Here is a 19,610-nt window from a genome sequence, read left to right as displayed (position 1 = left end):
GCGCGGCAACCGCCCAGGAGACATCGAATGACCGACCGCATCGAATGGACCCGCCACGCCGACGGCGTGGTGGAACTGCAGCTCGCACGTGCCGACAAGATGAACGCGCTCGACCCCGCGATGTTCGACGCACTGATCGAAGCCGGCGAGGCGCTGCGCGACGACAAGGCTGTGCGGGCCGTGGTGATCTCGGGCCGCGGCAAGGCTTTCTGCGCGGGGCTCGACATGGCGTCTTTCGAGCGCATGCAGCAGCAGGGCGCGGGCTCCGGAGTGCTGGGCGAGGGCGCTGCCGGTGCTGACCTGCTGGTGCGCACGCATGGCATCTCGAACGCCGCGCAGCAGGTGGCGATGGTCTGGCGCGAGGTGCCGGTGCCGGTCATCGCGGCCGTGCACGGCGTGGCCTTCGGCGGCGGGCTTCAGGTGGCGCTGGGTGCGGACATCCGCATCGTGGCGCCCGACACGAAGCTTTCGGTGATGGAAATCAAGTGGGGCCTGGTGCCGGACATGGCCGGCATGGTGCTGATGCGTGAACTCGCCCGCAGCGACGTGGTGCGCGAGCTCACCTTCACGGGCCGCATCTTCTCGGGCGAGGAAGCCTTGCGCATCGGCTTCGCCACCCGCGTCGCAGCCGATCCGCTGGCCGAGGCGCTGCAGATGGCACACGAAATCGCCGGCAAGAGCCCCGACGCGATCCGTGCAGGCAAGCGGCTGCTCAACGCGTCGACGTCGCACAGCGCGGCCGAAATGCTGCTGGCCGAGTCGGTCGAGCAGAAGGCCCTGATCGGCAGCCCGAACCAGGTCGAAGCCGTGAAGGCCAACATCGAGCGGCGCGCGCCGCGTTTCGGCGCTCCAGCCTGATCCGCCGGGCTCCCGGGCCCGTGCGACTCATCATCTGTGCCCGGGCGATCGGGTAATCCCCCAGCCCACCGGGGCCGAACTTCACGCACCCTCGCACCCCATCTTCCACAGGTGCCGTAGAGCCCGCGTTTACCAGTGGCCGGGTCCTTCAAATTCGCGCCCAAACGACCGAAAAGAATACAAAGTGCTTTTTAAGTGTCTTTGTGTAAGAATTAAGTAGTTGTTTTAAAGGGAGAATGGACGGGAATGGAGGCAATTTGTGTGCAGAAGGTCACGTCTTCCTCTCTGATGGCTTCCGCGGAGGATGGCTCCTGACAGCGCACTCATTAACAATTGAAAGCTTTGCTTAGCGACGGCGATCCTGCATGTCGACGACCACGTTTTTTTGCAACCTCAGCGTGCCCATTCTGGTGGGCGAGGATCGCTACAAGTACATCCCCATCGTGGGGGTCTTCCGCAGCATTCCATTCGATCAAGTCGATGAATGGGTGATGCACCCCGACGGCCAGCCGCGCAGTGACCGCGAGCTGGCGGCCGAAGTTCTTGTCGAGATCCGCAAACCACTCGGTTCGAGTGGACGCACAGCGCCGCACGCTTTCGACGTGGGAGACATCCTGCAGCTCGACCGCGCCGCCGCGATTGTCGTGTCCACTTTCCTGGCGGCGCTTCCGCGCGTCTGACGCACTCCCTTCAGTCGCACCTGAAGAGCACGCCGCTGCCCGGGGTGTTCGGCGCATCGGCCTGTTCCAGAAAGCGGATCGGGTTTCCGTCCTTGCGGCAGTAGGCCTCCGCTTCCTGCTGGCTCGCCGCCCGAAGAATCCCATCGTAGAGACGCACCACGCCGGTCACGGGAGTGGAGCAGCCGGCAATGGCGGTGGCGAGGGGAAGAAGGGCGAGCAGCAATCGGCGCATGAAAGAAGACGGGTCCGGTGAAAGACCCGCGACTTTAAGCGCTGCTGCTTCCCACCGCCCAATAGAAAGTCGGCCTTGCCCCGTTGAGCAGGTAGTCGCCCACCACGCGCCCCTTGTAGATGGTCGGGTTGTGCGAAGCCAGCGTGCGCGCATTGCGCCAGTGCCGGTCGAGCCGCCGATCTTCCTGCAGTGCCGAGGCGCCGCCGATGTCGAACAGCCGCGTGCCCGCCTGCAGCACCGCGTCGACGATGCCGGCCTGCGCCTTGGCGGTGTTCAGCTCCACCTCGAACAGCAGGCTCTCGGGCACGGCTTCGCCGCGCTGGCGGAAGCGGTCGACTTCGCCCAGCCCGCGCGCCACGGCCTGCACGGTCGAGGTCGCGACGAAGGCTGTGCTCGCGAGCTGGCCGATGACCTGCTGCACCAGTGGGTCTTCGCGCGGCGTGTCGCCGCTGCCGTGGCTGTAGACGCGTTTGCGCGGCTGCACGAAGGCCACGGCGTCGCGCACGATGGCGCGCGCAATGCCCGCCAGCGTGGCGAGGTGCGTGAGCTGGAAATGCGCGGTCAGCGGCGTGGGCTGGTCGCGCACGTACAGCAGCACGTTCTCTGCCTTCACCCGCACGTTGCGAAAGCGCGTGGTGCCCGATGCGCTCAGCCGCTGGCCGAAGCCGCGCCAGTCGTCCACGCGCTCCACGCCCTGCGCTTCGGCCGGCACGAGCGCAATCACGCGGTCGCTGCTGCCGTCGTCGTTCAGGCGCTGGGCTGAAACCGAGATCCAGTCGGCGTACAGCGTGCCGGTGCTGTAGTACTTGTCGCCATCGAGCCGCCACGCGTCGCCGTCGCGCTTCAGCGTGGTCTGCAGCGTCCCGAGCGGGCCTTCGCCAAGCTCGGTGGTGGCATTGCCGAAGATCACGCCCTCGGCCGCGAGGCGCATCCACGGGCCGTGCAAGGCCGGGTCGATCTCCGCGAACAGCCGCTCGATGAAGCCGAAGTGCGCGCGCAGGATCTGCGGCAGGTTGGAGTCGGCCTCGCCGAGTTCGATCAGCAGGTCGTAGAGCTGCTCGACCGAGCCGCCCAAGCCGCCGTGTTCGAGCGGAACGCGCAGCGCGCCGAAGCGCTCTGCGTTGAGCCAGGCCACGGGTTCGTAGGCGAGCTTGCGTTCGTTCTCGCGCTGCGCCGCATGCTCGGCGATGCGCTGGAAAACGGGGCGGAAGCGGGCTGCGAGCTGCTGCGAGGAGGGCACTTGCGTGCCCGGGGCGTACGTTGCGGGCCGCGTCGTTGCTTGGATGGATTCCATGGAGGCGGGGCGCCCCTGGAAGGGCGCCCGGAAAGAGAGAGAAACAGGCGCCCGACTGTCCCCCGCGGCGGGGAGCTTGTGAAATACGCTTTTCGAGTTTTCTTATGCCGCCCGTTCCTATCCCTTACCGCCGGCCGCGCGCGTCCACCGGCCAGATGGCGACCAGCGTGCCGCCTTCGACCACGTGGTACGCGTCATGTAGATTGACCGTCGGGTCGCAGTGCGGGGTGATGAACTCCACGCGCGCGCCCAGCGCGGGCCGTTGCGCCTGCGAGCCCGGGGGCAGCATCAGCTTGCCGTGCTCATCGCCGAAGAAGGCGTAGCGGCTCGACGCGTCGGCGCCCTTGGCCACCAGCGGCACGCCGCTGTCGGTCGAGAAGCACTTGGTGCCGCCGTCCACCGTCACCCAGTCGGGCGCATTCGTGCTGACCACCGCCGTCTGCACGAACAGCGAGACATCGAAGGGCGAGGGTTGTTCGCCGCTGGCCAGCACGCTCGTGTATTCGGCGTCCATGAACACATACGAGCCCGCCTGCAGTTCGGTGAACGCGTTCTCCTGCGAGTCGAGGTCGTGCGTGCCGGTGCCCGCGCCCGTCACGATGTCGAAGTTCAGGCCCTGCCGCTTTGCCGCCGCGACGATGCCTGCCACGGTTTCGCGCAGGCCGGCCGCCGCCGCGCTGCGCTCTTCACGCGACACGATGTGCTGCAGGTTGCCCGCGTACGACTGCAGCCCGCGCAGCCGCAGGCGCGGCTCGGCGGCTGCCAGCGCCGCCAGCTCGAGCACCTTTGCCTGCGTGGCGGCGCCGGTGCGGTTGTAGCCCGCGCCGTAGTCCACCAGCACGTCGAGCGGGTGCGTGAGCTCGCTCGCGGCGCGTGCCAGGTCGGCCAGGTTCTGCGGGTTGTCGACCACCACCATCACGTCGCCCGGACGCGCACGCTGCGCCAGCTTGATGAGCCGCGCAATCTTGCTGGGCGTGACAGCGGGCGAGGTGATGAGCACGCCCGGAATGCCGCCCTGGACCATCACCTCCGCCTCGCCCAGCGTGACGCAGCTCACGCCGATGGCGCCGGCCGCCACCTGGCGCCGTGCGATCTCGACCGACTTGTGCGTCTTCACGTGCGGGCGCAGGTTCACGCCGCGGGCCTTGGCAAAGGCAGCCATTCGTTCGATGTTGCGCGTCATCGCGGGCAGGTCGATCAGCAGGGCGGGCGTGTCTAGAAGATGGCGTCCGCCGGGAACGCCGATCAGCGGCGCGTTGACTTGCAGCAGGTCTTGGGGCATCGGGGAAAAGCCTTCGTGGAGGCGCTTTGTGGAGGAGATCGGGGCGAGATGATCGCACCGAAACGCCTGCCTCCTATCTGTCGGCTGGCGGGCTCGCCTTCAGCGCCGCCATCAACAGGCGCCCGGTGGTCTGCAGGTGCTCGGCGATCAGCGTCTGCGCCGCCTGGATGTCTCGGTTGAGCACCGCATCGAGCAGCGCCTGGTGTTCGGCCCCCACGTCCCGCGCCTGCTTCGACAGCGGTGCCGACAGCTGCCGGTAGCGTTCGCTCTGCTGGTAGAGCATCTGGTGCATGCGCAGCAGCCAGCCGTTCGGGCAGCCCGCCACCAGCGCGTTGTGGAACTCCGCGTGGCTCGCCGTCCATTCGGCGCTCAGCATCGTGGGCATGGCCGCGTCGCGCTCGGCCAGCCGCGAGAGGCGGTGGTGCGCCGAGACCACGCTGCCTTCCCAGGCGAGGTCGCCGTGGCGGATGGCTTCGGCCAGGCACAGCTTCTCGATCTCGATGCGCGCCTTCACCAACTCTTCGAGGTCGGTCGCCGAGATGGGGCTCACGCGGTAGCCGCGCGCCGGCTCCGACACCACCAGCGCCTCGGCTTCCAGCATGGCGAGGCCTTCGCGCACCGCGCCGGCGCTCACGTCCAGCTCTTCGGCCAGCGCGGCGATGTTGAGCTTCGAGCCCGGCAGCAACCGCCCGCCCACGATGGCCGTGCGCAGCTCGGTGAACACCTGTCGTGTCTGGCTCATGCCCTTCGTTTTTTCGTTCATTGCACTCCCGTCACCGCGAAAAACGGCCTGATGTTACTTGTTAACCCTAATGATCCATGGATCGACAAACAATAGACTAATGTCGAAAGAATATATTATTTGTTCCAACATGGATAGCCGATTGGAGACATACGACATGGCCGATATCCAGCTTCGCACCCAGAAAAGCCCCGAGCGCGCGGCGTTGCACAGCGTTCATTCGCTCGACGCCTTCGTCTTCACCGTGCCCGACCTCGACGAGGCCACGCGCTTCTACGACGCCTTCGGGTTACAGCCCCGAAGAGAGGGCAACCGGCTCGACCTGTACACCGCAGGCCACCCGCACGCCTGGGGTTCGCTGTACCAGGCGTCCGGGGTGAAGAAGCTGCAGTACCTGCGTTTCGCCTGCTTCGCGGAAGACTTCGACGCCATCGCCGCGCGCATCGAGCGCCTGGGCGTGCCGCGCTGCTCGCCGCATCCGCTGGGCGACGACCGCGGCCTGTGGGTGCTTCACCCGGATGGCTTTCCAGTGCAGGTCGTCGTGGCCGCCAAGAGCGCGCCGGACGCGGGCAGCGAGCCTGTCGTTGCGCCGCGCCCACCCGTGGGCACGGGGGCATCGCCGAACCGCGCGCGCATTCCGAAGGTGCATCCGCGCCGGCTCTCGCACATCCTGATGTTCTGCGCCAAGGTGCCAGAGGCCTTGCGCTTCTACGAAGACGCGCTGGGCCTGCGCGTTACCGACCGCTCGGGCGATCTCATCGTGTTCATGCACGGCGCGCACGGCAGCGACCACCACCTGATCGCGATGGCGCATTCGAACGGCCCGGGCCTGCACCACCTGAGCTGGGACGTCGCGAACATCGACGAAGTCGGCCGGGGCATGGAGCAGATGTACGCCGCCGGCCATGTGCGCGGCTGGGGCGTGGGGCGCCACGTGCTGGGCTCGAACTACTTCCACTACGTGCGCGACCCGTGGGGCAGCTACTCGGAGTACTCCTGCGACATGGACTTCGTGCCCGGCGACTTCGACTGGCGCTCCGCCGACCACCCGCCCGAAGACTCCTTCTACGCCTGGGGCCCCAAGGTGCCCGAGGACTTCGTCACCAATTTCGAGGTCGAGGCCGCCAAGGCCTGAGACCTTTTTCCATCGCACCCGAACCACAAGGAATCTTCATGCGTCTCCTCGCCTTCCACCACAACGGCAAGCCGGTCCTCGGCCTGCGCCTCGGCCAGGAGGTCGTCGACCTCACAGCCGCAGGCCTGCCCGCCACGCTCGACGAACTTCTGCGCGCCGGCCCCGAAGCCCTGGCCGCCGCGAAGAAGGCCGGCGACTCGGCCCGCACGCGCCTGCCGCTGTCCGACATCGACTGGCTGCCGCCGGTGCAGTCGCCCTCCAAGGCCATTGCCGTGGGCCTCAACTACATCGACCACGCGGCCGAAAGCAAGTTCGACCCGCCGACCTACCCGGTGCTGTTCCATCGCTTCCCGTCGTCATGGGTGGGCCACAAGCAACCGATCGTGCGCCCGCACGTGTCCACGCAGTTCGACTACGAAGGCGAGTTGCTGGTGGTCATCGGCAAGGCCGGGCGCTACATCAAGAAGGGCGATGCGCTGAACCACGTGGCGGGCTATTCGGTGTTCAACGACGGCTCCATTCGCGACTACCAGTTCAAGTCCGCGCAATGGATGATGGGCAAGAACTTCGACCGCTCGGGCTCCTTCGGCCCCGAGTTCGTCACCGCCGACGAGCTGCCCGCGGGCGCCACCGGCCTGAAGCTGCAGACGCGCCTGAACGGCACCGTGCTCCAAGACGCCAACACGCGCGACATGATCTTCGACGTTGCCACGCTGGTGTCGGTGTGCTCCGAGCCCTTCGCGCTGCAGCCGGGCGACATCATCATCGCCGGCACGCCCTCGGGCGTGGGCCTGGCGCGCAAGCCGCAGATCTTCATGAAGGCTGGCGACGTGTGCGAAGTGGAGATCGAAGGCGTCGGCCTTCTTTCGAACCCCGTCGTCGACGGGGACTGAGCGGCGGCAGCAGCACCAAGGCCGCGCTGACCAAAACAATTACGGAGACAAAAAATGAGCATCGATCGTCGTTCCTTCGTCGCGGCCGCCAGCGCTTTCGGTGCTCTCGGCACCGGCGCGCTGTTCAGCAGCGCTGCCGCCGCGCAGCAGCCCTCGGGCAAGCCCATCCGCGTGGGCGGCACGCTGGCGCTCACCGGGCCGCTCTCGGCCACGGGGCTCGTGCACAAGCTCACGGGCGAGATCTACGTGGAGTCGCTCAACCAGCGCGGGGGCCTGCTGGGCCGGCCGGTGGAGTGGGTGCTGAAGGACGACCAGTCCAAGCCCGACCTCGCGCGCACGCTGTACGAGCAGCTCGTGACGGCCGACAAGGTCGATCTGCTCATCGGCCCGTATGCCACGGGCGCGATTCTTTCCGCCATGGGCGTGGCCCAGCGCTACAACAAGACGCTGGTGCACCACACCTTTGGCATTCCGAGCCTGGCCAAGTACGACCAGCAGTTCCCGGCGTGGTCGCTCGGCCCCGACCCCGAGAAGACCATGCCCGCGACGGTGATGGACGCGCTGGCCACTTCGCCCAAGCCGCCGAAGACCATCGCCATCGTCACCAGCAAGTTCCCTTCGGTGCATTTCGTTGCGCTGGGCGCGCGCGAGGTGGCAAAGCAGCGCGGCCTGAAGGAGGTGCTGTTCCTCGAGTGGGACTTCGGCAATCGCGACTTCGGCCCCATCGCTGGCCGGCTGAAGGAGGCCAACCCCGACTTCATCTGGAACGGCGCCATCGGCCTGGAGGGCAACCAGCTGCTCGACGCGATGAAGAAGATCGACTACGCACCGCTGCATCACTTCTATCACGTGCCCGCGCCCGCGCCGATGCTCAAGGCGCCAGAGGCCAACGGCGCGCTGGCCACCACCATCTTCGAAGACCATCCGCCGTTCACCGACAACCCGACGGCCGCCGAGTTCGTGAAGGTCTACCGCGAGCGCGCGGCCAAGGCCGGCATGCCCGACACGGCGGTGGAAACGCAGGCCGCCGCGTCGTTCTCGGCCTGGCAGATCATCGAGGCCGCCGTGGTCGCCACCAAGGGCATCGACGACAAGGCCATGGCCACCTGGCTGCGCGCCAACAAGGTCGACACCATCCAGGGCAAGTTGCGCTTCAACGAGCGCGGCAACTTCGGCGACGACCTCGGCAAGGTGAAGCAGGTGCAGAACGGCAAGTGGGTGGTGGTGTGGCCGAAGGAGTGGGCTGCCCCCGGCGCGAAGCTGCAGACGCGGGGAGTAACCAGCTGATGAGCTTCCCCAGTGCCACGCTGCTGGCCCAGTCGATCCTGGCGGGCCTGTTCACCGGGGCGCTCTACGGCCTGCTGGGGCTCGGCCTCAGCCTGTCGTGGGGGATGCTGCGGCAGATCAACCTCGCGCACTTCGCGCTCGCCTTTCTCGGCGCCTACCTCACGTACGAACTGTCGAGCCATCGCGGTGTCGATCCGCTGCTCACGCTGGTGGTGATCGTGCCGCTGTTCTTCGTGCTGGGCGTGGCGCTGCATTGGGTGCTGACGCGCTTTCGCGTGAGCCCCTTCAACTCGCTGCTCGTCACCTTCGGCATCACGGTGATCATCGAGGCGCTGCTGCAGTGGACCTGGACGGCCGACTACCGCAAGCTCGAATCGAGCTATGCGGAGCACAAGCTGCAGATCGGCCCGCTCTACCTGCCGGTGCCCGAGCTCATCACGCTGGTGCTTGGCGTGGGCATCTCGCTGGCGGTGTGGTTCGCGCTGCGCCGCACCGACCTGGGCAAGGCGATGCGCGCCGCCGCCGAAGACGCACCTATCGCCGCGGCCTTCGGTGTGAATCAGAACGCGCTGGCGCTGATGCTCTCGGGCCTCAACGCGGCGCTGGCCGGCGTGGCGGGCGTGTGCATTGCTCTGGCGTACACGCTGTCGCCCTCGCAGATCTATGCGTGGATCGGCGTGGTGTTCGCGGCCGTGATGCTGGGTGGGCTCGGCCGCCCGCTCGGGCCGCTGATCGCGGGTTGCATCATCGGCGTGACCGAGGCCGTGACCATGACGGTCACTGCGCCGTCGTGGGCGCCGCTGGTGTCGTTCTCGCTCTTGATGTTCGTGCTGCTGGTGCGGCCGGGGAGGGTGGCATGAAGCGCTCGTTCCTGCTGATTCTTGCGGCCGGCGCGGGGCTGGCTGTGGTGCCGTGGCTCGGGCTGCCGGCGTTCTACGAATCGATCCTGTACCTGGTGCTGCATTGGGTGGCGCTGGCCACTTCGTGGAACCTGCTGTCGGGCTACTCGGGGTATTTCTCGTTCGGGCATGGCGCGTTTTTCGGCATCGGCATGTACACCACGGCCACGCTGGCGACGCGTTTCGACATTCCGTTTCTCTGGACGCTGCCGGCCGCCGCCGTGGTGGCTGCGCTGTTCGGCACGCTGCTGGGCGCCGTGGCGTTCCGCGTGCAGGCAGTGCGCGCCGAGCTGTTCTCGCTGCTGACGCTGGCCGCCACCTTCGTGGTGGCGACCATCATCCTCAACACGCCCATCGATGGCGGCCCCGGCGTGTACATGAGCGCCGTGGCGGTGCCGCAGATCGGGCCGACGGCCTCGGGCACCTTCTATCTGCTGGCCCTGGGCGTAGCAGTGCTGACGGTGCTGGCGTCGCTCGCCGTGTACCACTCGCGCTTCGGCACCGGGCTGTTCGCCATTCATGACGACGAGGACGTGGCCGAGGTGATGGGCGTGCCCACGTACCGCTTCAAGCTCGGCGCCTTCGCGCTCTCGTGCGGGCTGGCGGGCGTGGTGGGCGGCGTGCATGCGCTCTTCGTGTCGTACGTGACCACGGGCGACACCTTCACCATCGCGATGCCGCTCACGGTGGTGCTGATGTCGGTGCTCGGCGGCACGCGCCACTGGGCCGGGCCCATCGTCGGTGCGACGGCGATCACGCTGCTGCTCTATGCCTTCACGGGCGGCGACAGCGCGATCATCGGCAAGGGCCTGACGGGGCTGGTGCTGATCGTGGTGATCCTTTTCATGCCGGAAGGCTTGCTGGGGCAGGCGCTGAAGTGGTGGAACGCGCGGCGCGGTGCGCCTGCTGCTTCGTCCGCGCCGGTCCATGTGGCCGTGGCTGATGAAGTGCAGAAGCCCGCCGGCATCACCGGCGAAGTGCTGCTGCGCGCCGAGGGCGTGCGCAAGTCTTTCAAGGGCGTGCACGCGCTGCGCGGTGTGAGCCTCGAAGTGCGACGCGGCGAGATCCTCGGCCTGCTCGGGCCCAATGGCTCGGGCAAGTCGACCTTCATCAACGTCGCGAGTGGCCACTATGCGGTGACCGCCGGGGTCATCGAGTTCGAGGGCCGGCGCATCTCGGGCGTGCCGGCGCACCGCATCGCGCAGGGCGGCATCGCGCGCACGTACCAGATCCCGCGTCCCTTTGCCCACCTCACGGTGCTGGAGAACGTGGCGCTGCCCGCGATGTTCGGCGCTGCCGCACTCGACCGTCAGACGGCGGAAGCCGAGGCGTGGCAGTGGCTGGCCTTCACCGGGCTTACCGAGCGTGCGCACGCCTTGCCGGCGGACCTGAACCTGCACCAGCGCAAGTTCCTGGAGTTCGCGCGCGCACTGGCCTCGCGGCCGCAGGTGCTGATGCTCGACGAGGTGCTGTCGGGCCTCACGCCATCGGAAATCGACGAGGCCGTGGCGCTGATCCGCCGCATTCGCGACCAGGGCGCCACCATCGTCTTCGTCGAGCACGTGATGCGCGCGGTGATGGCGCTGTGCGACCGCATCGTGGTGTTCAACCGCGGCGAGGTGCTGGCCGAAGGCGCGCCGCATGACGTGATGCAGCGGCCCGAAGTGGTGTCGGCCTACCTGGGCCAGGCCATGGAGGCGGAGGCGCCCGCCGCGCCTGCTGCGGCGTCATCCGCGGCGAATGCAGAAAGGGAGTTGGCCCATGCTTGAACTCGAATCCATCCGCGTCGCCTACGGGCAGGCCACTGCGCTGTGGGATGTGTCGCTTTCCATCGGCAAGGGCGAGCTGCTGTGCATCGTCGGGCCGAACAGCGCGGGCAAGAGCACGCTCATCAATGCGGTGGCGGGGCTGCACCGCATCAGCGCCGGGCGCATGCGCTTCGAGGGGCAGGACATCTCGCGCCTGGCGCCGCATCGCTTCTGCGCACAGGGCATCGCGCTGGTGCCCGAGGGGCGGCGCCTGTTCACCGAGATGACGGTGCGCGAGAACCTGGAACTCGGCAGCTACCTGCGCGCGGCACGGCTGGAGCGCGCGCGCTCGATGGAGCACGTCTGCACGCTGTTCCCCGCGCTGACGGAAAAGCTGGAGCAGCCGGCCGGCTCGCTCTCAGGTGGCCAGCAGCAGATGGTGGCCATCGGCCGCGCGTTGATGGCGCGCCCCAAGCTGCTGCTGCTCGATGAGCCTTCGCTGGGGCTGGCGCCGAGCATCGTGCTCGACATGTTCACCGCCATCCGGCGCATTCATGCCGACGGCATCGCGGTGCTGCTGGTGGAGCAGAACGTGGGCATGGCGCTCGACTTGGCCGAGCGCGCTGCGGTGCTGGAAGAAGGGCGCATCGTCGCGCTGGGCCGGCCGGAAGAACTGATGGCGCGTCCGGAGCTGCGGCGCGCCTACCTGGGGCTGGATGCTGAAGGTGGCGCTACGCCGGGTGCGACGGCCCATGGTGCCCGGGCCGCCGCAGCGCCAGCCACCACAGCAGCGCGGCATTGATCGCCCAGCTGCCGGCCAGCATCATCAGCGCCGTGTTCGCCACGCCGGGCGAGAGGTCGAGCGTCAGCAGGCTCAGCGACCACGGCAGCCCGCCAGCGATGGCAACCAGCATGCCGGCCTCGCTGTCGGGCACGACAGCGCAGGCCAGGATGCAGACGGCGCCGGTGATCGTGTAGATCAGTGCGGCGGCGCGCCATCCGGGGCGTTGAGGCGGTCGTGAATTTGCGGGCATGCCTTGAGCATCGCCGATCCCGCATCAAGCCGTGAAGGCCTGTTACGCGAAGGGGCGTAGTGTTTTGGCGACGCCGTGTTCAGTGGCTTGCCAACTTCTGCACGCTTGGGGCGATTGGTGCTTCGGGCAGCGCGGCTTCGATGCCGAGCGCCAGTGCCAGCAGCGCCGTGTCGGAGCCTTGTGCGCCGGTCAATTCCAGCCCGGCGGGCAGGCCGTTGGAGGTGAGGCCCATCGGCAGGCTCACCGCCGGCAGGCCCGCCATGCCGGCCGGGCCGGTGTTGCGGATGTAGGCCGAAAAAGCCGAGATGGGACGGCCGCACAGCGTTACCTCCACGTCTTCGCCGAGGCGCGCGGCGGTCAGCGGGCTGGTCGGGAAGACGAGGGCGGCCAGGTCGTGCCGCGCGAAGCAATTGCGGTACGCCGCCTGCATGCGCGGGCGCAGGGTGTGCAGCGCGTGGGCGTAGGCCTCGGGCGTGATGGCCGCCGCGCCGAAGAGGCGTTCGAACAGCGGGCGCACGTCGGGGCTGACCACCGCGTCGGTGAGCGCGCGCGCGTCGAAGAGGCGGTCGTGCCGCGCGAAGTAGGCGGCCAGCGCGGGCAGGATCTCGTGCAGCGAGATCGTCATCGATCCCTCTTGAAACAACGCACCGGCTTCGGCGAGGTCGCAAGGCACCAGCACGGCACCGGCTGCGCGCAGCAGCTCGAGGCGCTCGCGGGCCAGCTCGGCCACGGGCGGATCGACCTCTTCCCAGAAGTAGGCCTCGGGCACGCCGAGGCGCACGCCTGTGAGCGGTGTCGGAGCAATTCGCAGCGGCCCGCCGGCGATTGCGTGGTCGACCAGCACGCAATCGTCCACGCAGCGCGCCATGACGCCGGCGGTGTCGAAGGTTGGCGATATCGGCACCAGCCCTTCGTCCGGCCAGCGGTGCACCGTCGGCCGGAAACCCACCAGTCCGCACAGCGCGGCAGGCACGCGTACCGAGCCGCCCGTGTCGGTGCCGATGGCCACCGGCGCGGCGCGCAGACCCAGCAGCGCCGCGTTGCCGCCGCTGGAGCCGCCCGTGACGCGCGTGGCGTCGAACGGATTGCGCGACGGCCCGAAGCCATGGTTGTTGCCGGTAACGCCCTGCGACCACTCATGCAGGTTCGTCTTGCCGAGCACTAGCGCGCCTGCGTCAATCAGCCGTTGTGCTACGCCGGCGTGCATGCGCGGCCGGTGGTCCGCCATCCACGGGCTGCCGGCCGTGGTCGGCATGCCGGCGACGTCGATGTTGTCTTTGAAGGCCAGCGGCACGCCATATAGAGGCAGCGTTCCCGGCACGGGGCGCGGTGCCGCGTCGAGCGCGGCAGCGGCTGCGTGGAGCGCCGCAGGGTCCAGGTGGAGCAGGGCGCCGAAGGGTGCGATGGCGCCGGCGCGTTCCAGCAGCGCCTGCGCGTAGTCGGTGGCGCGCAGTTCGCCGCGCGCCATCTGCCCGGCGGCCTCGCGGGCGGAAAGATCGGCCAGCGCATGGATTCGGTTCATGAAGGCTCGAAGTGGGGGCGGAAGCTGCAGTCCGGTGCATGTTTTGGGCCAATTCGCACTTCCGGCGCCAGAAAACAGCCTGAAATTGCATGGCATGAATACTGCTTTGAGAGTTTTTTGTATCCATGAGGCCATCCAATGTCTTTCAAGTCCTTGCGTATCCTGGCCGCCGTCGCAGCGTCGATGGCTCTTCTGGCGGGCATGCCCGCGTCTGCTGCCGAGAAGGTCTCGCTGCGCCTCAAGTGGCTGGCGCAGGCGCAGTTCGCCGGCTTCTATGTGGCCAAGGCCAAGGGCTTCTATGACCAGGGCGGTCTCGACCTGACGATCAACCCGGGCGGCCCGAACCTCAACGTCGAGACGCTGGTCGCTTCGGGCAACGACACCTTCGGCCTTGCCGGCGGCACCGAGACCGTGCTGCTCGCCCGCGAAAAAGGCCTGCCGCTGGTCTGCATCGGCGTGACCGTGCAGAACACGCCCTTCACGTACGTGGCCTACAAGGATTCCGGCATCACCAAGGTGAAGGACTTCGCGGGCAAGAAGGTCGCGACCTGGTTCACCGGCACGCAGTACACGCTGTACTCGATGCTCGCCTCGGCCGGCGTGAAGCAGAGCGACCTCACCATCGTTCCCCAGTCGGGCTCCATGGCGCCCTTCGTCGAGAAGCAGTTCGACGTGGCCGCTGCCACCTACTACAACGAACTCAACACGCTGAAGGAGCAGGGCCTGGGCGACAAGCTCACGCTCATCAAGCCCGACGACTACGGCGTGGTCGTGCAGCAAGACACCGTGCTCGTCTCGGAGAAGTACCGCAACGAGAAGCCGCAGCAGGTGCAGGCCTTCCTGACCGCCACCATCAAGGGCTGGAAGTACGCGCTGCAGAACAAGAAGGAAGCCATCGACATCGTCATGGCCGCCGCCCCCAGCCTGAACCGCGCGCACCAGGAAGCCATGCTCGATGAGTTCGAAAAACTCGTGAAGGCCGGCAAGGGCACCACCGACGGCATCCTCGCCATCGACCTGCCCACGGTGGAGAAAATGCAGGCGCAGCTCGTCGGCTACAAGGCGCTGAAGGCGCCGGCCGACCTGTCGAAGGCCTACGACGCCAGCTTCTGGAACCAGGTGCCGGCCGGCGACAAGAAGTTCTGAGCCGCAGCGCCATGAAGTTCATGCCTCACGAAGTGATGCCGCCCGCCGTGAGCGACACGGCGCCGCCCATGCTCGAACTGGTCAACGTGTGGAAGCGCTTCGGCGAAGCGCAGGCACAGACCGTCGCGGTGTCGGGCGTCAACCTGCGGATCGCGAAAGGCGAGTTCGTCACGCTCGTGGGCCCCTCGGGTTGCGGCAAGTCGACCCTTTTCAACATGATCGCGGGCCTGCTGCCGCCTGACGACGACGGTTCGCTGCTGTTCGGCGGCACCCCGCAGCGCGACGGCCAGCTTCTCGGCAAGGTGTCGTTCATGCCGCAGCGCGACCTGCTGTTTCCGTGGCGCACCGTGCTCGACAACGCCATCCTCGCGCTCGAGGTGGAAGGCGTGCCGCGCAAGGAAGCGCGCGAACGGGCCCGCGCCATGCTGCCCGAGTTCGGCCTGGCAGGCTTCGACAAACACTATCCGCACCAGCTCTCGGGCGGCATGCGCCAGCGCGTGGCGCTGATGCGCACCTTCTTGTTCGAGCGCGACCTGATGCTGCTCGACGAACCCTTCGGCGCGCTCGACGCGCTCACGCGCAGCCGCATGCAGCACTGGCTGCTCGACATCTGGGCGCGCCACTGGCGCACGGTGCTCTTCATCACGCACGACATCGACGAGGCCATCGTGCTGGGCGACCGCGTGCTGGTGATGAGCGCGCGCCCCGGCACGGTGAAGAGCGAGACCGTGATCGACCTGCCGCGCCCACGCGACCCGTCGATCGTGCTGACGCCCGAGTTCATCCGCATCAAGCAGCACCTGCTGGCCGAGATCGAGGAAGAAAGCCGCAAGACCTTCGCGCAGGAGGGCACCGCTTCGTGAACGCCCTCTTGCAGCGCGCAGTGCGCTCGCCCGCGCTGGCCTTCGTGGGCCTGGCGCTGGTGTGGGAACTCTGCGTGCACGCCTTCGCACCATCGCCGCGCTATCTGCCGGCGTTGAGTGCCATCGCGCAGGACGCGTGGTCGGTGTGGCCGCAGCTTGCGCGCGGCTTCGGCCGCACGCTGCTCGAAACCGTGCTCGGCTTCGCGATGGGTGCGCTGTTCGGCTGCGCCTGCGGCACGGTGTTCACCTATTCGCGCTGGATGGAGCGCTCGGTGTTCCCGCTGTTCGTGGTGTCGCAGACGGTGCCGGTGGTGGCCTTCGGCGCACTCATCGTCATCTGGTTCGGCAACTCGCTGCTGGCCAAGGTGATGACGGCGTTCTTCCTGACCTTCTTTCCCGTCACGGTGAACACGCTGCGCGGGCTGAAGTCGTGCGACCCGCAGCGCATTGCGCTGATGAAGAGCTTCGGCGCCAACCGCTTCGTGATGTTCTTCAAGCTGGCCGTGCCTTCGGCGCTGCCGCAGATCATGGTCGGGCTGCGCGTGGCCATCGGCCTGAGCCTGATCGGCTCGGTGGTGGGCGAATGGTTCGGCGAAACCGTGGGCCTGGGCGTGATGCTCATGGAGGCGATGAACGCCGATCTCGTGGTGCGCCTGTGGGTGGTGATGTTTGCCTGCGGGCTGATGGGTGCGCTGCTCTACGGGCTGCTCACCTTCGTGGAAAGGAGGCTCGTATGGTGGCGCAGCGAAAGCTGATGGCTTCCGCGCAGCGAAAGCTGATGGAATCGCCCGTCGTGCCGGTGGTGCTGGGCATCGTCGTGCTGCTCGCGGTGTGGGAGGGTGCGATATTGCTCTTCAGGATTCCGCCGTTCGTGCTGCCCAGCCTTGGCACGATCGTGCAGCATGCGTTCACCGACACGGGGCGCTTGATGAGCGCGTTGCTGGCCACGCTGGGCGAGGCGCTCGGCGGCTATGCATTGGGCAGCCTGCTCGGGTTGTTGCTGGCTGTGGTGCTGCTGCTGGCGCCGCCGCTGGAGCGCATCGTGATGCCGCTGGCGGTTGCGGTGAACGCCGTGCCGACCGTGGCTTATGCGCCGCTGTTCCTGATCTGGTTTGGCCTCGGCGCCGCTTCGAAGATCGCGCTGGTGGCGCTGGCCGTTGGCTTCACCATGCTGGTGAACGCGCTGCACGGCCTGAAGCAGGCCGACATCGCGGCGGTGAACCTGATGCGCAGCTTCGGGGCGGGGCAGCTGAAGATCGTGTGGCGCCTGCGCCTGCCGGTGGCGATGCCGTCGGTGGTCACCGCCCTGCGCATCGGCGTGCCGCGCAGCATGATCGTCGCGATCGTCGGCGAGATGCTGGGTGCCTATGCGGGCCTGGGGCGAATGATCTATGAATCGACACAGCAGGTCGATCTGCTGAGCGTGTGGTCGGCGGTGCTCGTTGCATCGATCGCGAGCATGGTCTTCTACGGCCTGCTCGTGTGGATCGACCAGAAGCTGGTTTGGTGGCGTTGATGGCAAAGACGAATCCCGCGGCGTACCCCGACACCGAAGCCGAGCTGCGCGTGCAGCTCGCCGCCTGCTATCGGCTGGTGGCGCACTTCGGCATGGACGACCTGATCTACAACCACATCTCGGCACGCGTGCCGGGGCCGGAGCATCACTTCCTCATCAACCCCTACGGGCTGCTGTTTTCCGAAGTGACGGCTTCGTCGCTGGTGAAGATCGACCTCGACGGCAACAAGGTGGACGACACGGACGCCGAGGTCAACCAGGCCGGCTTCGTGATCCACAGCGCGATCCATGCAGGGCGCCCCGATGCCCTGTGCGTGCTGCACACCCACTCCGAGGCCGGCACCGCCATCGCCGCCATGCCGAACGGCCTTTCGCCGCTGAGCCAGTTCGCGATGCGCTACCAGGGCCACACCGCCTTCCACGACTACGAAGGCGTGGCGCTGGAAACCGGCGAGCGCGAGCGGCTGGTGCGCGACCTGGGCCCGCACCACACGCTGGTGCTGCGCAACCACGGCATCCTGACAGTGGGCCGCACCATCCCGGAGGCCTTCATCCTCATGTACTACTTCGAGAAGGCGGCCAAGGTGCAGCTGCTCGCGCAGGGCGGTGTGGCGCCCGGCGAATCGCTGGTGTACCCGCAGCCCGAAGTGAGCGATCTGGCCGCACGCCAGTTCACCGAATTCGCCGGCGACATCCTGCCGCCCGGCACGCGCGAATGGCCTGCGTTCCTGCGCATGCTGGAGCGCACCCAGCCCGACTACCGGCTTTGAGCGTCGGCACTTTCCTCTTCAATCCCAGAGACACATTTCGACCATGCAACTCGAGAACCTCACCTCCTTCATCGGCACCGAAGTCAAAGGCATCGACCTGCGCGAGCCCGTGAGCGATGCCGACTTCGCGGTGCTGCGCGACACGCTCAACCAGCGTTCCGTGCTGCTGTTTCGCGGCCAGAGCATCAACGAATCGCAGCACGTGGCCTTCTCGCGCCGCTTCGGCCCGCTGCTGGGCCACGTGCTCACGCAGTTCCTGAAGAAGGAGCACCCCGAGGTCTACGTGCTGTCGAACGTGTCGGAAAACGGCAAGCCCATCGGCAACCACAAGGAGGGCTGGAACTGGCACTCCGACCTCTCGTACAAGGCCGAGCCCTCGATGGGCGCGCTGCTCTACGCGCTCGAAGTGCCGCCGGTGGAAGGCGACACCTTCTTCGCCTCGATGCACGCAGCCTACGAAGCACTGGGCGACGACATGAAGGCGCGCATCCGCCCCATGACGGCCACGCACAGCTACGCCAACTACTACGGCAAGGCTTTTGCCGACCGCAACCCGCTCACGCCCGAGCAGTTGGCGGCCACGCCCGACGTGGTGCACCCGCTGGTGCGCACGCACCCCGAAACCGGCCGCCTCTCGCTCTACGTGGGCGAAGACGTGGTCAAGCACATCGATGGCCTGCCCGCCGAGGAGAGCACCGCGCTGCTGGCCGAGCTGAACGCGCACGCCATCTCGCCGGAGTTCAGCTACCGCCACAAGTGGCTCGCGGGCGATCTGCTGGTGTGGGACAACCGCTGCACCATGCACCGCGCCACGCCGTACGACGACAACGTGTACCGCCGCGTGATGCATCGCACCACCGTGGCCGGCGACCGCCCGTTCTGACATTTCCACCCGCCAGGCAGGCCCCGCGTTTGAAGAAAACCGACCAAGACAAGCACAACAAGGAAGGCAAGAACATGGAACCGAACGAACCCGAGACGGCAGCGGAACCTCCGGTGCTGCGCGGACGCGAGCGCCAGCGCGGCAAGGGCGCCACGCTGTCCGACGAGCTGAAGGACACGCTCGAAGACCTGATCGTCAGCGGCGTCATGAAGCCCGGCGCGCGGCTCGACGAGGCCGAACTCGCCGAACGCTTCAAGGTGTCGCGCACGCCGGTGCGCGAGGCGCTCAAGGCGCTGGCCGCCACCGGCCTTGTCGACCTGCGCAGCCGCCAAGGGGGAGTGTGCGTGGCGCGCATCTCGCTGCCCATGCTCATCGAGATGTTCCAGATGATGGCGGTGATGGAAGGCCTGTGCGCCAAGTTCGCCGCGCGCCGCGCCACCGAGGCGCAGAAGCAGCGCATGAGCCAGTTGCACGACGAGCTGACGAGCATCCTCGCCTCGGGCGACCACTCGCGCTTCTACGACGTGAACCAGGACTTTCACGATGCGCTCTACGAAGCCTCCAACACGCATTACCTGGCCGAGCAGACGCGCGCGCTGCGCAAGCGCGTGCGCGTGTACCGCCGCTACGTGACCTTCCAGCCCGGCCGCATGACCGCCACCATCGGCGAGCACGGCGCCATCCTCGACGCCATCCGGCGCAACGACCCGGGCGCCGCGTTCAACGCCGCCATCGACCACGTGAGCCTGCTCGAGGACGACATTGTCGATCTGATCGCCGCGCTGTCCGAGCAGGACAACGGCGCTGCCTGAGCCTCTTCTTTCAA

At 67.5% G+C, this 19,610-nt stretch carries 21 protein-coding genes; 15 read left to right on the top strand and 6 right to left on the bottom strand.

Annotation, left to right across the window (positions count from 1 at the left end):
- Nucleotides 1-27: 27 nt before the first annotated feature.
- Together ACSFBF_RS06405 and ACSFBF_RS06400 are read left to right on the top strand one after the other, a co-directional pair.
- Nucleotides 28-858: a crotonase/enoyl-CoA hydratase family protein gene (locus tag ACSFBF_RS06405; RefSeq protein WP_435465490.1), complete on the top strand. Its 831-nt coding sequence runs from the start codon at nucleotides 28-30 to the stop codon at nucleotides 856-858.
- A 365-nt stretch (nucleotides 859-1,223) separates the two neighbouring features.
- Nucleotides 1,224-1,538 carry a hypothetical protein gene (locus tag ACSFBF_RS06400; RefSeq protein ID WP_435465489.1) on the top strand — a complete coding sequence of 105 codons (315 nt, stop codon included), beginning with the start codon at nucleotides 1,224-1,226 and terminating at the stop codon, nucleotides 1,536-1,538.
- Nucleotides 1,539-1,548: 10 nt separating this feature from the next.
- On the opposite strand, the gene ACSFBF_RS06395 is transcribed toward ACSFBF_RS06400, so the two are convergent.
- The 4 genes from ACSFBF_RS06395 to ACSFBF_RS06380 all read right to left on the bottom strand — a co-directional run bounded on the left by ACSFBF_RS06395 (nucleotide 1,549) and on the right by ACSFBF_RS06380 (nucleotide 5,088).
- Nucleotides 1,549-1,770, bottom strand: coding sequence for a hypothetical protein (locus ACSFBF_RS06395; RefSeq protein WP_435465488.1), 222 nt, complete (start codon nucleotides 1,768-1,770; stop codon nucleotides 1,549-1,551).
- Between the two features lie 34 nt (nucleotides 1,771-1,804).
- Nucleotides 1,805-3,064, bottom strand: coding sequence for an acyl-CoA dehydrogenase family protein (locus tag ACSFBF_RS06390; protein ID WP_435465487.1), 1,260 nt, complete (start codon nucleotides 3,062-3,064; stop codon nucleotides 1,805-1,807).
- A 124-nt stretch (nucleotides 3,065-3,188) separates the two neighbouring features.
- The gene (locus ACSFBF_RS06385) at nucleotides 3,189-4,346 is read right to left on the bottom strand and encodes a DSD1 family PLP-dependent enzyme (protein ID WP_435465486.1); all 1,158 of its coding nucleotides are present in this window, start codon (nucleotides 4,344-4,346) and stop codon (nucleotides 3,189-3,191) included.
- A 73-nt stretch (nucleotides 4,347-4,419) separates the two neighbouring features.
- Nucleotides 4,420-5,088, bottom strand: a complete 669-nt coding sequence (locus ACSFBF_RS06380) for a GntR family transcriptional regulator (protein WP_435465485.1) — start codon at nucleotides 5,086-5,088, stop codon at nucleotides 4,420-4,422.
- 157 nt (nucleotides 5,089-5,245) lie between these two features.
- Between ACSFBF_RS06380 and ACSFBF_RS06375 the strand changes: the two genes are divergently transcribed.
- Genes ACSFBF_RS06375 through ACSFBF_RS06350 form a run of 6 tightly spaced genes read left to right on the top strand, consistent with a single transcriptional unit; the run spans nucleotide 5,246 to nucleotide 11,852 of the window.
- The gene (locus tag ACSFBF_RS06375) at nucleotides 5,246-6,223 is read left to right on the top strand and encodes a VOC family protein (RefSeq protein WP_435465484.1); all 978 of its coding nucleotides are present in this window, start codon (nucleotides 5,246-5,248) and stop codon (nucleotides 6,221-6,223) included.
- Nucleotides 6,224-6,261: 38 nt separating this feature from the next.
- On the top strand, nucleotides 6,262-7,116 hold the full coding sequence (locus tag ACSFBF_RS06370; RefSeq protein WP_435465483.1) for a fumarylacetoacetate hydrolase family protein: 855 nt from the start codon (nucleotides 6,262-6,264) through the stop codon (nucleotides 7,114-7,116).
- A 54-nt stretch (nucleotides 7,117-7,170) separates the two neighbouring features.
- Entirely contained in the window at nucleotides 7,171-8,403 is a 1,233-nt protein-coding gene (locus ACSFBF_RS06365) for an amino acid ABC transporter substrate-binding protein (protein WP_435465482.1), read from the top strand.
- On the top strand, nucleotides 8,403-9,263 hold the full coding sequence (locus ACSFBF_RS06360) for a branched-chain amino acid ABC transporter permease (RefSeq protein ID WP_435465481.1): 861 nt from the start codon (nucleotides 8,403-8,405) through the stop codon (nucleotides 9,261-9,263). Before ACSFBF_RS06365 ends, ACSFBF_RS06360 begins: the two co-directional genes overlap by 1 nt.
- Nucleotides 9,260-11,071, top strand: coding sequence for a branched-chain amino acid ABC transporter ATP-binding protein/permease (locus ACSFBF_RS06355; RefSeq protein ID WP_435465480.1), 1,812 nt, complete (start codon nucleotides 9,260-9,262; stop codon nucleotides 11,069-11,071). The genes ACSFBF_RS06360 and ACSFBF_RS06355 overlap by 4 nt, the downstream gene beginning before the upstream one ends.
- On the top strand, nucleotides 11,064-11,852 hold the full coding sequence (locus tag ACSFBF_RS06350) for an ABC transporter ATP-binding protein (protein WP_435465479.1): 789 nt from the start codon (nucleotides 11,064-11,066) through the stop codon (nucleotides 11,850-11,852). Before ACSFBF_RS06355 ends, ACSFBF_RS06350 begins: the two co-directional genes overlap by 8 nt.
- Here ACSFBF_RS06350 and ACSFBF_RS06345 read toward each other — a convergent pair.
- Together ACSFBF_RS06345 and ACSFBF_RS06340 are read right to left on the bottom strand one after the other, a co-directional pair.
- Nucleotides 11,782-12,084: a hypothetical protein gene (locus ACSFBF_RS06345; RefSeq protein WP_093052060.1), complete on the bottom strand. Its 303-nt coding sequence runs from the start codon at nucleotides 12,082-12,084 to the stop codon at nucleotides 11,782-11,784. The genes ACSFBF_RS06350 and ACSFBF_RS06345 overlap by 71 nt on opposite strands.
- A gap of 79 nt (nucleotides 12,085-12,163) precedes the next feature.
- On the bottom strand, nucleotides 12,164-13,606 hold the full coding sequence (locus ACSFBF_RS06340; RefSeq protein WP_435465478.1) for an amidase family protein: 1,443 nt from the start codon (nucleotides 13,604-13,606) through the stop codon (nucleotides 12,164-12,166).
- A 138-nt stretch (nucleotides 13,607-13,744) separates the two neighbouring features.
- Here ACSFBF_RS06340 and ACSFBF_RS06335 point away from each other — a divergent pair, with 138 nt between their 5' ends.
- The 7 genes from ACSFBF_RS06335 (at nucleotide 13,745) to ACSFBF_RS06305 (ending at nucleotide 19,596) form a co-directional block, all read left to right on the top strand.
- Entirely contained in the window at nucleotides 13,745-14,752 is a 1,008-nt protein-coding gene (locus tag ACSFBF_RS06335) for an ABC transporter substrate-binding protein (protein ID WP_435465477.1), read from the top strand.
- 11 nt (nucleotides 14,753-14,763) lie between these two features.
- Nucleotides 14,764-15,615, top strand: a complete 852-nt coding sequence (locus ACSFBF_RS06330; protein WP_435465476.1) for an ABC transporter ATP-binding protein — start codon at nucleotides 14,764-14,766, stop codon at nucleotides 15,613-15,615.
- Nucleotides 15,612-16,370 (top strand): ABC transporter permease, encoded by a 759-nt coding sequence (locus ACSFBF_RS06325; RefSeq protein WP_435465475.1) that lies wholly within the window; start codon nucleotides 15,612-15,614, stop codon nucleotides 16,368-16,370. Before ACSFBF_RS06330 ends, ACSFBF_RS06325 begins: the two co-directional genes overlap by 4 nt.
- Nucleotides 16,349-17,131, top strand: a complete 783-nt coding sequence (locus ACSFBF_RS06320) for an ABC transporter permease (protein ID WP_435465474.1) — start codon at nucleotides 16,349-16,351, stop codon at nucleotides 17,129-17,131. Before ACSFBF_RS06325 ends, ACSFBF_RS06320 begins: the two co-directional genes overlap by 22 nt.
- Nucleotides 17,131-17,901 (top strand): class II aldolase/adducin family protein, encoded by a 771-nt coding sequence (locus tag ACSFBF_RS06315; RefSeq protein ID WP_435465473.1) that lies wholly within the window; start codon nucleotides 17,131-17,133, stop codon nucleotides 17,899-17,901. The genes ACSFBF_RS06320 and ACSFBF_RS06315 overlap by 1 nt, the downstream gene beginning before the upstream one ends.
- 43 nt (nucleotides 17,902-17,944) lie before the next feature.
- Complete coding sequence (locus tag ACSFBF_RS06310; protein ID WP_435465472.1) at nucleotides 17,945-18,784, top strand: TauD/TfdA dioxygenase family protein; 840 nt, start codon at nucleotides 17,945-17,947, stop codon at nucleotides 18,782-18,784.
- Nucleotides 18,785-18,858: 74 nt separating this feature from the next.
- Nucleotides 18,859-19,596, top strand: coding sequence for a GntR family transcriptional regulator (locus ACSFBF_RS06305; RefSeq protein WP_435465471.1), 738 nt, complete (start codon nucleotides 18,859-18,861; stop codon nucleotides 19,594-19,596).
- Nucleotides 19,597-19,610 lie beyond the last annotated feature (14 nt).

Source organism: Variovorax nivicola (assembly GCF_051216475.1).
Lineage (GTDB): Bacteria > Pseudomonadota > Gammaproteobacteria > Burkholderiales > Burkholderiaceae_C > Variovorax.
The sequence above is the reverse complement of the archived record's forward strand: the minus strand, read 5'-3'. Positions and strand labels throughout refer to the sequence as shown.

Excerpts from the sequence above, each read along its gene's own strand:
- ACSFBF_RS06405 (WP_435465490.1), top strand. The coding sequence starts at position 28 with ATGACCGACCGCATCGAATGGACCCGCCACGCCGACGGCGTGGTGGAA.
- ACSFBF_RS06400 (WP_435465489.1), top strand. The coding sequence starts at position 1,224 with ATGTCGACGACCACGTTTTTTTGCAACCTCAGCGTGCCCATTCTGGTG.
- ACSFBF_RS06395 (WP_435465488.1), bottom strand. The coding sequence starts at position 1,770 with ATGCGCCGATTGCTGCTCGCCCTTCTTCCCCTCGCCACCGCCATTGCC.
- ACSFBF_RS06390 (WP_435465487.1), bottom strand. The coding sequence starts at position 3,064 with ATGGAATCCATCCAAGCAACGACGCGGCCCGCAACGTACGCCCCGGGC.
- ACSFBF_RS06385 (WP_435465486.1), bottom strand. The coding sequence starts at position 4,346 with ATGCCCCAAGACCTGCTGCAAGTCAACGCGCCGCTGATCGGCGTTCCC.
- ACSFBF_RS06380 (WP_435465485.1), bottom strand. The coding sequence starts at position 5,088 with ATGAGCCAGACACGACAGGTGTTCACCGAGCTGCGCACGGCCATCGTG.
- ACSFBF_RS06375 (WP_435465484.1), top strand. The coding sequence starts at position 5,246 with ATGGCCGATATCCAGCTTCGCACCCAGAAAAGCCCCGAGCGCGCGGCG.
- ACSFBF_RS06370 (WP_435465483.1), top strand. The coding sequence starts at position 6,262 with ATGCGTCTCCTCGCCTTCCACCACAACGGCAAGCCGGTCCTCGGCCTG.
- ACSFBF_RS06365 (WP_435465482.1), top strand. The coding sequence starts at position 7,171 with ATGAGCATCGATCGTCGTTCCTTCGTCGCGGCCGCCAGCGCTTTCGGT.
- ACSFBF_RS06360 (WP_435465481.1), top strand. The coding sequence starts at position 8,403 with ATGAGCTTCCCCAGTGCCACGCTGCTGGCCCAGTCGATCCTGGCGGGC.
- ACSFBF_RS06355 (WP_435465480.1), top strand. The coding sequence starts at position 9,260 with ATGAAGCGCTCGTTCCTGCTGATTCTTGCGGCCGGCGCGGGGCTGGCT.
- ACSFBF_RS06350 (WP_435465479.1), top strand. The coding sequence starts at position 11,064 with ATGCTTGAACTCGAATCCATCCGCGTCGCCTACGGGCAGGCCACTGCG.
- ACSFBF_RS06345 (WP_093052060.1), bottom strand. The coding sequence starts at position 12,084 with ATGCCCGCAAATTCACGACCGCCTCAACGCCCCGGATGGCGCGCCGCC.
- ACSFBF_RS06340 (WP_435465478.1), bottom strand. The coding sequence starts at position 13,606 with ATGAACCGAATCCATGCGCTGGCCGATCTTTCCGCCCGCGAGGCCGCC.
- ACSFBF_RS06335 (WP_435465477.1), top strand. The coding sequence starts at position 13,745 with ATGTCTTTCAAGTCCTTGCGTATCCTGGCCGCCGTCGCAGCGTCGATG.
- ACSFBF_RS06330 (WP_435465476.1), top strand. The coding sequence starts at position 14,764 with ATGAAGTTCATGCCTCACGAAGTGATGCCGCCCGCCGTGAGCGACACG.
- ACSFBF_RS06320 (WP_435465474.1), top strand. The coding sequence starts at position 16,349 with ATGGTGGCGCAGCGAAAGCTGATGGCTTCCGCGCAGCGAAAGCTGATG.
- ACSFBF_RS06315 (WP_435465473.1), top strand. The coding sequence starts at position 17,131 with ATGGCAAAGACGAATCCCGCGGCGTACCCCGACACCGAAGCCGAGCTG.
- ACSFBF_RS06310 (WP_435465472.1), top strand. The coding sequence starts at position 17,945 with ATGCAACTCGAGAACCTCACCTCCTTCATCGGCACCGAAGTCAAAGGC.
- ACSFBF_RS06305 (WP_435465471.1), top strand. The coding sequence starts at position 18,859 with ATGGAACCGAACGAACCCGAGACGGCAGCGGAACCTCCGGTGCTGCGC.